The sequence below is a fragment of the Microbacterium sp. NPDC090225 genome (assembly GCF_044772365.1).
Classification (GTDB): Bacteria; Actinomycetota; Actinomycetes; order Actinomycetales; family Microbacteriaceae; genus Microbacterium.
In genome coordinates, this window is record NZ_JBIVYS010000001.1 from 704819 (window position 1) to 718134 (window position 13316).

Genomic DNA, 13316 nt, shown 5'->3' on the forward strand with positions numbered 1-13316 from the left:
TCAGGTGGTGTGTGCGCGGTCAGGCGTCGAGGCGCAGCAACCAGCCGTGGCGGTCCTCGCGGCGCCCGTACTGGATGTCGGTGAGCTCTTCGCGCAGCGACAGCGCGAGCTCGCCGATCGGCTGGGGCTCATCGAACCCCTCGCCCACGAGCGCACCGATCGGGGTGACGACGGCCGCCGTGCCGCACGCGAACACCTCGGTGATGTCGCCCGAGGCGACACCCTCGCGCCACTCGTCGATCGAGATCGCACGACGCTCGACCGTGTACCCGCGATCCTCGGCGAGTTGCAGCAGCGAGTCGCGCGTGATGCCATCGAGGATGCTGTCGGACTCGGGGGTGACGATGCGCCCGTCCTTGAACACGAACACGACGTTCATGCCACCGAGTTCTTCGACGTCGTTCTTCTCGTTGAGGAAGACGACCTGATCGCAGCCCTTCGAGCTCGCCAGCGCCTGCGGCAGCAGGCTCGATGCGTAGTTACCACCGGTCTTCGCCTTGCCCGTACCTCCGCGCCCTGCGCGGGAGTGCTCTTCGGAGAGCCAGATGCGGACGGGCTTCACGCCGCCGGTGAAGTACGCGCCCGCCGGGCTCGCGATGACGTAGTAGGCCACCTTCTGCGCGGCTCGCACGCCGAGGAAGGCCTCCTTCGCGAACATGAACGGCCGCAGGTAAAGGCTCTGATCGGCGCCGGAGGGCACCCAGCGGCCGTCGACCGCGATGAGCTGACGCAGCGACTCGATGAAGTAGTCGGTCGGGAGCTCCGGGAGCGCCAGACGACGCGCGCTGGCCTGCAGGCGAGCGGCGTTGCGGTCGGGGCGGAAGGTGTGGATCGACCCGTCGGCGTGGCGGTAGGCCTTGATGCCCTCGAAGATCTCCTGCCCGTAGTGCAGCACGGATGCCGCGGGGTCGAGCGGGATCGGGCCGTAGGGCTGCACGCGCGGTCGGTGCCAGCCGCCCTTGAGCGACCAGCAGATGTCGACCATGTGGTCGGTGAAGACGACGCCGAAGCCGGGGTTCTCCAGCACTTCGGCGACCCGTGCGGGCGATGCCGCGGCGAGGTTCTTGGTCACAGCGAAATCGAGCGGAGCCACTGCTGCCTGTGCGTCGATGGTCGTCATGGTGATGTTCCGTTCTGAGGGGTGTACGCGTCCTCGCGCGGTTCCAGCCTACGCCTGCGGATCAGAGGCGTGCGGCGATCGCGGAGCCGATCTCGGCGGTGGTGCGCGCGCCGTCACGGCTCGCGATGTCCGCCTCGACCGCCGCGCTGACGCGTGCGGATTCGGCCGTGAGGCCGAGGTGGTCGAGCAGCAGCGCGATCGAGAGGATCGCAGCGGTCGGATCGGCCTTCTGCTGCCCCGCGATGTCGGGCGCCGAACCGTGCACCGGCTCGAACATCGACGGGAAGGCGCCCGAGGGGTTGATGTTCCCCGAGGCGGCGAGTCCGATTCCACCGGTGACGGCACCGGCGAGATCGGTGAGGATGTCACCGAAGAGGTTGTCGGTGACGATGACGTCGAAACGCGCGGGATCCGTCACGAGGAAGATCGTGGCGGCATCGACGTGGAGGTAGTCGACGGCGACATCGGGATGCTCGGCCGCGACCTCGTTCACGATCCGCTGCCAGATGGCACCGGCGTGCACGAGCACGTTCGTCTTGTGCACGAGCGTGAGCTTGTGACGACGGCGCTCCGCGAGCTCGAACGCGTAGCGGACCACGCGCTCGACGCCGAACGCCGTGTTCACCGAGGTCTCGTTGGCGATCTCGTGCGGGGTGCCCTGACGGATCGCTCCCCCGTTGCCGACGTAGGGACCTTCGGTGCCCTCGCGCACGACGACGAAGTCGATGTCACCGGGGTTCGCGAGCGGTCCCGCGGCGCCCGTGAAGAGCTTGGAGGGGCGCAGGTTCACGTAGTGGTCGAGCGTGAAGCGGAGCTTGAGGAGCAGACCGCGCTCGATGTTCGCGTTCTTGAGCCGCGGGTCGCCCGGCGTTCCGCCGACCGCGCCGAGCAGGATCGCGTCGTGCGCGGAGATCGCGGCGAGGTCGTCGTCGGTGAGGGTGTCTCCGGTCTCGAGGAACCGTGCGGCTCCGAGGGAGAAGCGGGTCCTGTCGAACGTCACGTCCGTCTCGGCCGTGACCGCGTCGAGCACCTTCTCGGCTTCGGCGATGACCTCGGGACCGATGCCGTCACCCGGGATGACGGCCAGCTTCACGACACGCGACATGACACTCCTTGCTTCGGGAACCGAGCCGCGAGTCGGTGTCGACGGCTCGGTTCCCCCAGCGTACTGGTCAGCGCGGGGTGCGCGTGCGCAGTGTGACGGCGGCGATGACGCCCGCGACGACGACGAGTCCCGCGCCGATGAGCGAGGTGATGAAGACGCCCGAGCCGAAGGCGTCCGCCGCCGCCTGCCACAGCTCGTCGCCCAGGGTGCCCGAGAGCTCGTTCGACGCGGTGTAGGCGCCGGCGAGGGTCTCGCGCGCGGCGTCCGCCGTCTCTGCGGGAAGCCCAGCCGGAAGCACGATCGCGGAGCGGTAGAAGGCGGTGATGATGCCACCCAGTACCGCGGTTCCCAGCACCGCACCGAGTTCGTACGCGGTCTCCGAAACCGCGCTGGCCGCCCCCGCCTTCTCGGCCGGCGCGCTCGAGAGGATGAGCTCGTTGGAGATCGTCTCGGCAGCGCCGATACCGATGCCGAGCACCACGAAGGCGATGATGAGCGGTGCGACACCGTGCTCGTGGGTGGTGAACGCCACGATCAGGTACCCCGCCACCGAGAATGCGAGACCGATCGGCACGACGAGGTGCGGCGCCACCCGCCGCGAGATGGGCACCACGCCGAGTCCCGCGACGATCATCACGGCCATGCCGGGCACGAGGGCGAGACCGGCCATCATCGGCGACAGGCCGAGCACGAGCTGCAGATGCTGCGACACGAAGTAGAGGAATCCCACGAGCGCGACGACACTCAAGAGGTTCACCAGGATCGCGCCCGAGAACGTGCCTCGCCGGAAAAGCGCCATGTCGAGCATCGGGATCTCCGCGCGGAGCTGGCGGCGCACGAACAGCACCCCCATCACGATGCCGAGGAGCGCCCATGCGCCGGCGACGACCGAGGGTCCGTCGACCGCGAGCGACTTGATCGCGTACACGACCGGGATCATCGCGGCCATCGACAGGGCGATGCTGAGCAGATCGATGCGGCCGGGGTTCGGGTCGCGGCTCTCGGGCACGAGCAGCGGTGCGGCGATGAGGAGCGGAATGAGCACCGGCACGGCGATGAGGAACACCGAGCCCCAGCTGAAATGCTCGAGCAGGAACCCGCCGACGATCGGGCCGAGTGCAGAGCCCGCCGAGAACGCGGATGCCCACACGGCGATCGCGAGGCGACGCTGATCACGGTTCACGAAGATCGACCGCAGCAGCGAGAGGGTCGAGGGCATCAGCATCGCGCCGAAGAATCCCAGCAGCGCACGGGCGGCGATCAGTAGGCCGGCGGTCGGAGCAAAGGCGGCGAGCACCGAGACGGCGGCGAATCCGCTCGCGCCGATCAGCAGCATCCGTCGACGGCCGAACCGGTCGCCCAGCGTCCCCATCGTCACGAGGAGCCCCGCCAGCACGAGCGGGTAGACATCGATGATCCACAGCTGCTCGGCGCCGGAGGGGGCGAGCGCGATGGAGATCTCGGGCAGCGCGAAGCTCAGCACCGTATTGTCGACCGAAACCAGCAGCACCGGCAGCATCAGTACGATGAGCGCGGCCCATCCGCGGGCTCCGACGCGGGGGGCATCCGTTCCTGCCGTCGGGATCGACGCGGTCCGGGTCATGTCACACCTCTCACTTTCTGCGGCGGCATTACTAAACCGTCCGGCTGGTATAGTAACAGAATCCGCCCTGATCGACGACTGAGCAGAGGACCCGATGCCCCGACCGCCCCTCGCCCGCGAGCGCGTGCTCGACGCCTTCGAAGAACTCGTCCTGGCAGAGGGTGAGCGAGCCGCGACCATCGAGGCGACCGCCAAGGCCGCCGGCGTCTCGAAGGGCGGCCTGCTCTACCACTTCGGCTCGAAGGACGAGCTCATCGCCGGGCTCCTGCAGCGCCTCGAGGAACTGACGACCGCCGACCTCGCGCGCATGAACGCCGCCGACGAAGGCCCCGTCTCGTACTACGTCCGCACCTCGGTCATGGAGGACGACGCCCTCGATCGGGCGCTCGTCACCGCTTCACGGCTCGCGCAGGGCGGCTCGGTAGCCGCCGCCGACGCCCTCCGGGACTCGCGGAGGCGCTGGGAGGACACCATCCGCCCGCACGTGCGGGACCAGGCGGGCCTCGACCTCGTGATGCTCCTCAGCGACGGCCTCTACTTCAACAACTCCCTCGACGTGAACGGCTCCGAGCACCTCGTCCCCCAGCCCGACGAACTCTCCGCGTTGATCGCGCTGGTCCTCCGCACGACGGCTCCGTGATCGGCGCCCCGTCGACGACGAAGGGCGAGGCGCTCGCGCGCCCCGCCCTCGAATCCCCCGTCGTGATCAGATGTCGGTGATCTCGATCTGACGGAACAGGTCGGCGTCGATCGCATCGCGCACGTCGTCGAGCAGTTCGTCGGAGACAGGCGAGTCCAGCGTGAGAACGCTCAGCGCCTGAGCACCGGCGGCCTCGCGCGCGATCTGCATGCCGGCGATGTTGATGCCGGCCTCGCCGAACTTCTGTCCGTACACCGCGACGATTCCAGGACGGTCGGTGTAGAGCATCACGACGTGGTGCTTCTCGATCGGGAGCTCGAGCGCGTGGTCGTTGATGCCGACCAGCTTCTCGGCCTGCTTCGGCCCGGTGAGAGTGCCCGACACCGAGAGCTGCGAACCGTCGGAGAGAGCACCGGTGAGGGTGATGACGTTGCGGTACTCGGCGCTGACATCGTCCTTGAGCAGACGCACCGCGATGCCGCGCTGCTCGGCGAGCAGCGGAGCATTGACGTACGACACCGTCTCGCTGACGATGTTCGTGAAGACGCCCTTGAGAGCCGCGAGCTTGAGGACGCTCACGTCGTACTCGTTCAGCTCGCCGTGCACCTCGACGTCGAGGCTCGTGAGCGGCGACGTCGCGAGGGCGGCGAAGATCTGCCCGAGCTTCTCGACGAGCGAGATGCCGGGACGCACGTAAGGATCGATCACACCACCGGCCACGTTGACCGCGTCGGGCACCAGGTCGCCGCCGAGCGCGAGGCGCACCGAACGGGCGACCGAGACGCCGGCCTTCTCCTGCGCCTCCTCGGTGCTGGCACCGAGGTGGGGGGTGACGACGACGTTCGGCAGGTCGAGGAGTGCGCGGGCGCTCCCGCCCTCGACCGGGGGCTCGGAGGTGAAGACATCGAGTCCGGCACCGGCGATCTCGCCCGCGACGAGAGCCTCGCGCAGCGCCACCTCGTCGATGAGCCCACCACGCGCGACGTTCACGACGAAGGCGGTCGGCTTCATGGCCTTGAACTGCTCCGCACCGATCATTCCCGTGGTCTCGGGCGTCTTCGGCATGTGGATCGTCAGGAAGTCCGACTCGGCGACGAGCTCGTCGAGCGAGAGGAGCTGCACGCCCAGCTGTTGCGCACGCGCGGAGGTGACGTAGGGGTCGTAGGCAACGACGCGCATGTCGAACGCGGCCAGACGCGCGGCGACCAGCGCACCGATGCGGCCGAGGCCGACGATGCCGACGGTCTTCTCGAAGAGCTCCGCTCCGGTGAAGGAGCTGCGCTTCCAGGCTCCGGCCGACAGCGAGGCGTGCGCGGCGGGGATGCGGCGCGCGAGGCTGAGGATGTGGCCGACGGTGAGTTCGGCGGCCGAGACGATGTTGGAGGTCGGGGCGTTGACGACCATGACGCCGGCCGCGGTGGCTGCCTTGATGTCGACGTTGTCGAGTCCGACGCCGGCGCGGGCGACGACCTTCAGCTTCGGCGCGTGCGTCAGCGCCTCTTCATCGATCTGAGTCGCCGATCGCACGAGCACGGCATCCGCCTCCGACAGCGCCGAGAACAGCGCCTCGCGATCGGTGCCGTCGACATTGCGGACATCGAAGTCCGGGCCCAGGGCCTCGATCGTGGCAGGAGAGAGAACTTCGGCGATGAGCACTACGGGCTTCGGCACAGTGGATCCTTCGGGGCAACACAATAGGGGCCGATGCGCCGCACGCCTTCGGGGGCGCGATCTCCTCCACTGTACCCGAGGGGATCGCTCGGCTTTACCGTGTGACGTGCGTCAGGCGGCGATGAGCCCGAGGCTCAGTGAGAGCACGCAGAGCCAGAACACCGCCACGATCCCGAGGCCGGCGAGCAGCGCCAGCGCGAGTTCACCCGCGCGGCGCCGACGTCCGATCGCATACGCGAACACGAAGACGATCGCGGGGAACACGACACCGAACAGCAGCGTGATCCACCCTCCCCCGCTCAGCCCGCCCTGTGCCATCTGGATCAGGTGCGCGACGGCGTTCCACACCGCATAGGCGTAGAACAGCCCGGCCAGCCCCAGGACGAGCCCGGTGATCCAGCGCGGCGACATGCGCGTGCTCTCGATGCTCTGCTCGGCGCTCATGCTCCGATCACCCCCACGGTCACGAACGGCCACGGAACGAGGAGCACGACACCGAGCAGGAGCAGGGATGCGCGCACCCACGACGCTCGCCCACGGGTGAGCACCCACGTGGCCAGGAACCACAGCGCGGGTGCGGCCACCGCCAGCACGAACCACGGGAGAAACATCTCGTCGGCGACGAAGAAGTTGGCGAGCGGCTTGAGCCTCAGGCCGCCGACGACCCAGCCGATCGAGTAGAGCAGATACACACCGCCGACGACACCGGTGATGAGCAGCATCGCCGTGCTCAGGGGTGCATGCTCGTCTTCCTCTTCCGCTCGGTCGTGCCCGAGGGGCGCGGCGTCCTGCGACGGACCCTCGACGCGATCGGCGACGACGGGGGCAGGCGTTTCGGCGGCGATCTTCTCGCGCTTCACCGGAGCCGGACGCGCGTGCGACGCGTCGTCATCCCCGTCCCAGTTCAGGGCGTCATCGGAATCGGAGGTCATGTATCCAGCGTAGGACACCCCGTCCACTAGGCTCGGCGTGAAAACCGAGGAGGGGGCCATCGTGGCTGAGCAGAGCACAACGAATGCCGAGGGCGCCGAACCGCCCGCGAACTGGAAGCCGACCCCCGAGGCGAAGGCGAAGGCCACGCGGTTCCGCTGGATCGCCGGCGTGCTCTGGCTCCTCGCGATCGTCGGCGAGGCGGTCGGTATCTTCTGGTTGCTCCGTCAGCGCGTGTTCGTCGGCGAGGACGGCACCTTCGTCCGCGACCCCGACACCGGTCTGCTCGAGGAGCAGGGCGTCACGGCCCAGTTCCCGCAGTGGGCGTTCATCGCGCTGCTCGTGCTGCTCGTCGTGATCGCCGCCCTGTCGATCACCGGTTCGGTGCTCTGGAAGAAGGCCAACCGGCTCGACCCCGCACGCAAGTCCGACACCGTGCGCTTCTTCGTGCAGAACCAGCTCGGCGCGATCATCGCGGTCGTGGCGTTCCTCCCCCTGATCATCCTGGTCTTCCTCAACAAGGACATGGACAAGGGCCAGAAGACGACGGCGGGCATCGTCGGCATCGTGCTCGCCGCGATCGCGGTGTTCATCGGCATCGACTTCGACCCGCCCTCCGTCGAGCAGTACACGGCCGATCAGTCCGCGGTGATCCAGCTCCTCGGCAAAGACGAGGTCGTGTGGGTCGACGGCGGCGCCGTCTATCACGTCTGCGATGAGGTCTCGGCGATCCAGACGGGCAGTGAGATCCGCACCGGCACCACCGCCGAAGCGGTCGAGGCCGGCAAGATCCGCCTCACCCTCCAGTTCGGCTCCGAGCTGCGCGCCTGCGGCCTGCCGGTTCCCGAGAACGACGAGGAGATCACCGAGGCTCTTCGCGCGATCCAGGCCGGACAGGTCGACACCGTCCTGCCCGCTCCGGTCTGGGCGGACCCGGCGGAGGCGCCGCTCGTGGTCGAGGAGGCGCCGGCGAGCTGATCGCCGGCTTCCTCGCTCAGTCCGTGCCGAGAGCGTCGACGAGACGCTCCTGCGCCGACGAGAGGTGGATGCCGAGCACGGCCGTCGCACGTTCGGCCTCGCCTGCGGCCAGGGCGCCGAGGATCTCGGTGTGCTGGGCGGCGATGACGCTGGCATCGAGCAGACGACGACCCTGCACCTGCGCCATGCACATCCGCGCCTCGTCGAGCACGCTGCGGTACATCCGGCCCGTGCGCGGGCTGTCGAGGGCGTCGATGAGCGCGGTATGGAAGCGCAGATCGGGGTCGACGGTGGCTGGGTCGGGGCCCGCGGGCATCGCCTGGATCTCGGCGTTCGCTGCGATCGCCGCAGCCGGTACCGTGCGCGTACGGGCGAGCTCGCGCAGCGCCGCACTCTCGAGCCGCGCCCGCGTGCGGTAGACGTCGCGGACGGTCTCCGGATCGATCGCCACGACCCGGGCGCTGCGATGCGCGGTGCGTTCGAGGAGCCCCGCGGCGACGAGCTGCTCGATCGCGGCTTTCGCACTCGGTCGAGCGACCGCGTACTCCTCCGACACGAACGCTTCGGTGAGTGCCGACCCCGAGCGAAGATCCCCACTCAAGATGCGACCCCGTAGCCGTGACGTGACGGCATCGACGACGCCGACGACCGCGAGCGAGGCATCCGTGGGACTGTTCACCCACTCAGATTAGCGAGATCGACGATCTCGGTACACTTGTCAGACAATCTTCCATCAGTGCCGAGGAGCCTCCCGTGTCGATCACTCTCGCCGAACCACTCGATCCGACGATCCTCGGGCCGTCGACCGAGGTGCACGCCCGCTCGATCGACCGATTCGCCCGCGCGCACGACGCCTCCCACTATCTGCTCGTGCCGGATGCCGTGCTCTCCCCCACCGACGCCGCGGGAGTCGCCCGGGTGTTCGACGCCGTGCGCGCAGCGGGGCGCACGCTCACCTTCCGCTCCGGCGGCACGAGCCTCTCGGGGCAGGGCGTGAGCGGCGACATCCTCGTCGACACGCGGAGCGGATTCCGCGACATCCGCGTCGAAGACGGCGGCGCGTCGGTGCGCGTCGGTCCCGGCGCCACCGTGCGCCAGGTGAACACGCGCTTGTTGCGCCACGGCCGCAAGCTCGGCCCCGACCCCGCCAGCGAGATCGCCTGCACGATCGGCGGCGTCGTCGCCAACAACTCCAGCGGCATGGCCTGCGGCATCGTCGAGAACTCCTACCGAACGGTGGAGTCCCTCCTTCTCGTGCTGCCGAGCGGCACCATTCTCGACACCGCCCTGCCCGATGCCGACGAGCGTCTGCGCGCCTCCGACCCCGAACTCGCCGCGGGCCTCCTGACCCTCCGTGAGCAGTTGCTGTCCTCCCCCGAGAACGTCGCCTTCGTGCGTCGCCAGTTCTCGATGAAGAACACGATGGGCTACGGCATCAACGCGCTCCTCGACTTCGACACCCCCGTGCGCATCCTCGAGCACCTCGTGATCGGCTCGGAGGGCACACTCGCCTTCGTCGCCGAGGCGCGCTTCCGCACCATCCCGATCCGCCCCGCGATCGCCACCGGTCTGCTCGTGTTCGCCACACTGTCGGACGCGATGGCCGCCCTTCCCGGCCTCGCCGACCTCGGCCTCGCCACGATCGAGCTCCTCGACGCCGCATCGATCCGCGTCGCGCAGGGGCTCGGCGACGTGCCCGCGGCGATCGCCGACATCGAGGTCGATCAGCACGCGGCGCTCCTCGTCGAGGTCCATGCCGGCAGCACCGAAGAGTTGGCGGCCGGCAGCGCGACCGCGCTCGCGCACTTCGCCGATCTCCCGCTCGCGATCGACGCGGCGCTGACGACCGACGCCTCCGAGCGCGCGGCGCTGTGGCACGTGCGTAAGGGCCTCTACACGGCTGTCGCCGGAGCACGTCCGTCCGGCACCACCGCGCTGCTCGAGGACATCGTCGTGCCGGTCGACCGCCTGCTCGTGACCTGCGAGCGCCTGATCGAGCTGTTCGCCGCCCACGACTACGAGGGTTCGGTGATCTTCGGTCACGCCAAGGACGGCAACGTCCACTTCCTCCTCAACGAGCGCTTCGACGATCCGGACAGCGTCGCACGCTACCGGCGGTTCACCGACGACCTCGTCGAACTCGTGCTCGGCCAGGGAGGGTCGCTGAAGGCGGAGCACGGCACGGGCCGCATCATGGCACCGTTCGTCCGCCGCCAGTACGGTGACGAGCTGACCGACATGATGTGGACGATCAAGCGCCTCTTCGATCCGGCCGGCATCCTCAACCCGGGCGTCGTGCTCTCCGACGACCCCGACTCGTACCTCCGCGATCTCAAGCGCGTGCCGACCGTCGAGAAGGAGGTCGACCGGTGCGTGGAATGCGGCTACTGCGAACCGACGTGCCCGAGCAAGAGCATCACCCTCACCCCGCGCCAGCGCATCGTGTTGCGACGCGACATGGCCTGGGCCGAGGAACAGGGCGACACCGCGCTTCTCGAGGACCTGCGCGCCGACTACGACTACGACGGAGTGCAGACCTGCGCGGTCGACGGCATGTGCGGCGTCGCGTGCCCCGTCGACATCAACACCGGCGACCTCGTCCGGCGTCTGCGGGCCGAGGAGTCGTCGAAGGTCGAAGACGGCGTCTGGGATGCCGCGGCGAAGGGCTGGGGCGCCGTGACGCGCGTGGGCGGCACCGCACTGACGTTCGCCGCCGCGCTGCCCGCCCCGATCGTGACCGGGGCGACCCGGGTCGGTCGCGCGATCCTCGGCGCCGACACCGTACCGCTCTACGACGGCGGACTCCCGCGTGGCGGCGCGAAGGCCCCGGCGGCGCAGAACCCGGCCGACGCCCGAGCCGTGTTCTTCGGAGCGTGCATCGGCACCATGTTCGGCGCCGAGGGACACGGCGAGGGATCGAGGGACGCGGTCCGCGCGCTTCTCGACCGAGCCGGGATCGCCGTGGTCATCCCCGAGGATGCCGGCGGGATGTGCTGCGGCACCCCCTGGAAATCGAAGGGGCACCTCGCCGGCTACGACCGCATGACGACGCGCGTGCTCTCCTCACTGTGGGAGGCGAGCCGTTTCGGCGACCTCCCGGTCGTCTGCGACGCGGCCTCCTGCACGGAAGGCCTTCACACGATGCTCGCGAAGTCCGTCGCCGAGTATCCGGAGTATGCCGGCCTCGTCATCGAGGACGCGACGACCTACATCGCGCGGGAGGTTCTCCCCCGCGTGACCGTTCGGGCGAAGCTCGACAGCGTGGCGGTGCATCCGACCTGCTCGACGACCGCGCTCGGCGCGACCGGCGCGCTGACCGAGATCGCTGCGGCCGTCGCGCCGGACGTGTTCGTTCCCGACGGCTGGGGATGCTGCGCCTTCGCCGGAGACCGCGGCATGCTCCACCCCGAGCTCACCGCCAGCGCGACGGAGGTCGAATCCGCCGAGGTGCGTGCGGCGGATGCGGCCCGGGGCGGCTTCGACGCCTTCGTCTCGGCGAACCGCACGTGCGAGATCGGCATGACCCGCGCGACGGGGCAGCCGTACCGCCACGTCGTCGAGGTACTCGAGGAGCTCACGCGCCCCTAAGGCCCGCGGACGAAAGAGCGGGCGCTCCCCGGAGGGAACGCCCGCTCTTCTCGATCAGCGGATCAGCGCGCGGCGCTGCCGTCGATGTAGTCCTCGTCCTGCTGCTTCCATGCGAAGAGCGAACGCAGCTCCTTGCCGGTGACCTCGATCGGGTGCTGCTCCTCCTTGGCGCGCAGCGCCAGGAACTCCTCGGCGCCGTTGTCCTGGTCGTCGATGAAGCGCTTCGCGAAGGCACCCGACTGGATGTCGGCGAGCACACCCTGCATGCTCTCCTTGACGCGGGCGTCGATGACGCGCGGGCCCGAGACGTAGTCGCCGAACTCGGCGGTGTCGGAGATCGACCAGCGCTGCTTGGCGATGCCGCCCTCCCACATGAGGTCGACGATGAGCTTGAGCTCGTGCAGCACCTCGAAGTAGGCGATCTGCGGCTGGTAGCCCGCCTCGGTCAGCGTCTCGAAACCGGCCTGCACGAGGTGGCTGACGCCACCGCAGAGCACGGCCTGCTCGCCGAACAGGTCGGTCTCGGTCTCTTCGGTGAAGGTCGTCTTGATGACGCCGGCACGGGTGCCGCCGATGGCCTTCGCGTAGGAGAGCGCGAGGTCCCAGGCCTTGCCCGAGGCGTCGCGCTCGACGGCGATGATGTCGGGGATGCCGCGACCGGCGACGAACTCGCGACGGACGGTGTGGCCCGGCGCCTTCGGGGCGACGAGGATCACGTCGACACCCTCGGGGGCGTCGATGTAGCCGAAGCGGATGTTGAAGCCGTGCGCGAACGCAAGGGTCTTGCCCGCGGTCAGGTTGGGGGCGATCGACTCGCTGTAGATCGTGCGCTGGTGCTGGTCCGGCGCGAGGATCATGATGACGTCGGCCCAGGCGGTGGCGTCGGCGACGGTCTTGACCGCGAAGCCGGCCTCTTCGGCCTTCGGAGCCGACTTGGAGCCCTCCTTGAGGGCGATCGCGACCTCGACACCCGAGTCGCGCAGGTTCTGCGCGTGGGCGTGGCCCTGCGAGCCGTATCCGACGATGGCGACCTTCTTGCCCTGGATCAGGGACAGGTCGGCGTCGGCGTCGTAGAAGATCTCGGTGCTCACTGTGTGTTTCTCCTTGTTCGTGGCGGTTCTTCTCGCTCCGTGCCGGACGGCGGTGGAGCGGATGGATGGGGTGGTCTGGGTCAGCCGCGCAGGACGCGTTCGGTGATGCTCTTGCCGCCGCGGCCGATGGCGAGGAGACCCGACTGCGCGATCTCCTTGATACCGAAGGGCTCGAGCGCGCGGAGCATCGCGTCGACCTTGCCCTTGTCACCGGTGACCTCGATCACGAGCGCATCGGCGGCGTAGTCGACCACCGAGGCGCGGAAGAGGTTCACGACCTCGATCACGTTCGAGCGGGTGGCGTTGTCGGTGCGCACCTTCACGAGCATGTGCTCGCGCTGCACCGAGGTGGCGAAGTCGAGCTCGACGATCTTGATCACGTTGATCAGCTTGTTGAGCTGCTTGGTGACCTGCTCGAGCGGCAGCTCGTCGACATCGACGACGACGGTGATGCGCGAGATGCCCGGCACCTCGGTCACGCCGACGGCGAGCGAGTGGATGTTGAATCCGCGCCGGGCGAAGAGCCCTGCGACGCGGGTGAGGAGGCCGGGGGTGTCCTCGACCAGGAGGCTCAGCACGTGGGTCGACAT

At 69.0% G+C, this 13316-nt stretch carries 12 protein-coding genes; 3 read left to right on the plus strand and 9 right to left on the minus strand.

The features are described 5' to 3' along the window. Nucleotides 1-19: 19 nt before the first annotated feature. The 3 genes from ACIQTT_RS03510 to ACIQTT_RS03520 all read right to left on the minus strand — a co-directional run bounded on the left by ACIQTT_RS03510 (nucleotide 20) and on the right by ACIQTT_RS03520 (nucleotide 3828). On the minus strand, nucleotides 20-1120 hold the full coding sequence (locus ACIQTT_RS03510) for a branched-chain amino acid aminotransferase (protein ID WP_402786056.1): 1101 nt from the start codon (nucleotides 1118-1120) through the stop codon (nucleotides 20-22). Between the two features lie 61 nt (nucleotides 1121-1181). Next, the gene (locus ACIQTT_RS03515; protein WP_402786059.1) at nucleotides 1182-2225 is read right to left on the minus strand and encodes a 3-isopropylmalate dehydrogenase; all 1044 of its coding nucleotides are present in this window, start codon (nucleotides 2223-2225) and stop codon (nucleotides 1182-1184) included. Between the two features lie 67 nt (nucleotides 2226-2292). After that, nucleotides 2293-3828: an MFS transporter gene (locus ACIQTT_RS03520; protein WP_402786062.1), complete on the minus strand. Its 1536-nt coding sequence runs from the start codon at nucleotides 3826-3828 to the stop codon at nucleotides 2293-2295. Between the two features lie 94 nt (nucleotides 3829-3922). Between ACIQTT_RS03520 and ACIQTT_RS03525 the strand changes: the two genes are divergently transcribed. After that, nucleotides 3923-4468: a TetR/AcrR family transcriptional regulator gene (locus tag ACIQTT_RS03525; RefSeq protein ID WP_402786065.1), complete on the plus strand. Its 546-nt coding sequence runs from the start codon at nucleotides 3923-3925 to the stop codon at nucleotides 4466-4468. Nucleotides 4469-4534: 66 nt separating this feature from the next. Here the strand turns inward: ACIQTT_RS03525 and serA are convergent, their stop codons facing one another. The 3 genes from serA to ACIQTT_RS03540 all read right to left on the minus strand — a co-directional run bounded on the left by serA (nucleotide 4535) and on the right by ACIQTT_RS03540 (nucleotide 7071). Further along, nucleotides 4535-6139 carry a phosphoglycerate dehydrogenase gene (gene serA / locus ACIQTT_RS03530; protein ID WP_402786068.1) on the minus strand — a complete coding sequence of 535 codons (1605 nt, stop codon included), beginning with the start codon at nucleotides 6137-6139 and terminating at the stop codon, nucleotides 4535-4537. A gap of 111 nt (nucleotides 6140-6250) precedes the next feature. Then, entirely contained in the window at nucleotides 6251-6583 is a 333-nt protein-coding gene (locus tag ACIQTT_RS03535; protein WP_402786071.1) for a hypothetical protein, read from the minus strand. After that, nucleotides 6580-7071, minus strand: a complete 492-nt coding sequence (locus tag ACIQTT_RS03540) for a hypothetical protein (protein ID WP_402786074.1) — start codon at nucleotides 7069-7071, stop codon at nucleotides 6580-6582. Before ACIQTT_RS03540 ends, ACIQTT_RS03535 begins: the two co-directional genes overlap by 4 nt. 61 nt (nucleotides 7072-7132) lie before the next feature. Here ACIQTT_RS03540 and ACIQTT_RS03545 point away from each other — a divergent pair, with 61 nt between their 5' ends. Beyond that, entirely contained in the window at nucleotides 7133-8047 is a 915-nt protein-coding gene (locus tag ACIQTT_RS03545) for a hypothetical protein (protein WP_402786077.1), read from the plus strand. Between the two features lie 16 nt (nucleotides 8048-8063). Here ACIQTT_RS03545 and ACIQTT_RS03550 read toward each other — a convergent pair whose 3' ends face one another. After that, nucleotides 8064-8726, minus strand: coding sequence for a GntR family transcriptional regulator (locus ACIQTT_RS03550; RefSeq protein ID WP_402786080.1), 663 nt, complete (start codon nucleotides 8724-8726; stop codon nucleotides 8064-8066). Between the two features lie 74 nt (nucleotides 8727-8800). Here ACIQTT_RS03550 and ACIQTT_RS03555 point away from each other — a divergent pair, with 74 nt between their 5' ends. Beyond that, a complete protein-coding gene (locus tag ACIQTT_RS03555) occupies nucleotides 8801-11635 on the plus strand; it encodes an FAD-binding and (Fe-S)-binding domain-containing protein (protein ID WP_402786083.1) in 2835 nt (944 codons plus the stop codon). Between the two features lie 62 nt (nucleotides 11636-11697). Here the strand turns inward: ACIQTT_RS03555 and ilvC are convergent, their stop codons facing one another. Both ilvC and ilvN read right to left on the minus strand, forming a co-directional pair. Further along, nucleotides 11698-12726 (minus strand): ketol-acid reductoisomerase, encoded by a 1029-nt coding sequence (ilvC, locus tag ACIQTT_RS03560; protein ID WP_402786086.1) that lies wholly within the window; start codon nucleotides 12724-12726, stop codon nucleotides 11698-11700. 80 nt (nucleotides 12727-12806) lie between these two features. Further along, a complete protein-coding gene (ilvN, locus tag ACIQTT_RS03565) occupies nucleotides 12807-13316 on the minus strand; it encodes an acetolactate synthase small subunit (protein WP_247622667.1) in 510 nt (169 codons plus the stop codon).

What these genes read in the sequence shown, in the direction of transcription:
- ACIQTT_RS03510 (WP_402786056.1), bottom strand. Translation starts at nt 1,120, where the DNA reads ATGACGACCATCGACGCACAGGCAGCAGTGGCTCCGCTCGATTTCGCT.
- ACIQTT_RS03515 (WP_402786059.1), bottom strand. Translation starts at nt 2,225, where the DNA reads ATGTCGCGTGTCGTGAAGCTGGCCGTCATCCCGGGTGACGGCATCGGT.
- ACIQTT_RS03520 (WP_402786062.1), bottom strand. Translation starts at nt 3,828, where the DNA reads ATGACCCGGACCGCGTCGATCCCGACGGCAGGAACGGATGCCCCCCGC.
- ACIQTT_RS03525 (WP_402786065.1), top strand. Translation starts at nt 3,923, where the DNA reads ATGCCCCGACCGCCCCTCGCCCGCGAGCGCGTGCTCGACGCCTTCGAA.
- ACIQTT_RS03535 (WP_402786071.1), bottom strand. Translation starts at nt 6,583, where the DNA reads ATGAGCGCCGAGCAGAGCATCGAGAGCACGCGCATGTCGCCGCGCTGG.
- ACIQTT_RS03540 (WP_402786074.1), bottom strand. Translation starts at nt 7,071, where the DNA reads ATGACCTCCGATTCCGATGACGCCCTGAACTGGGACGGGGATGACGAC.
- ilvN (WP_247622667.1), bottom strand. Translation starts at nt 13,316, where the DNA reads ATGTCGACCCACGTGCTGAGCCTCCTGGTCGAGGACACCCCCGGCCTC.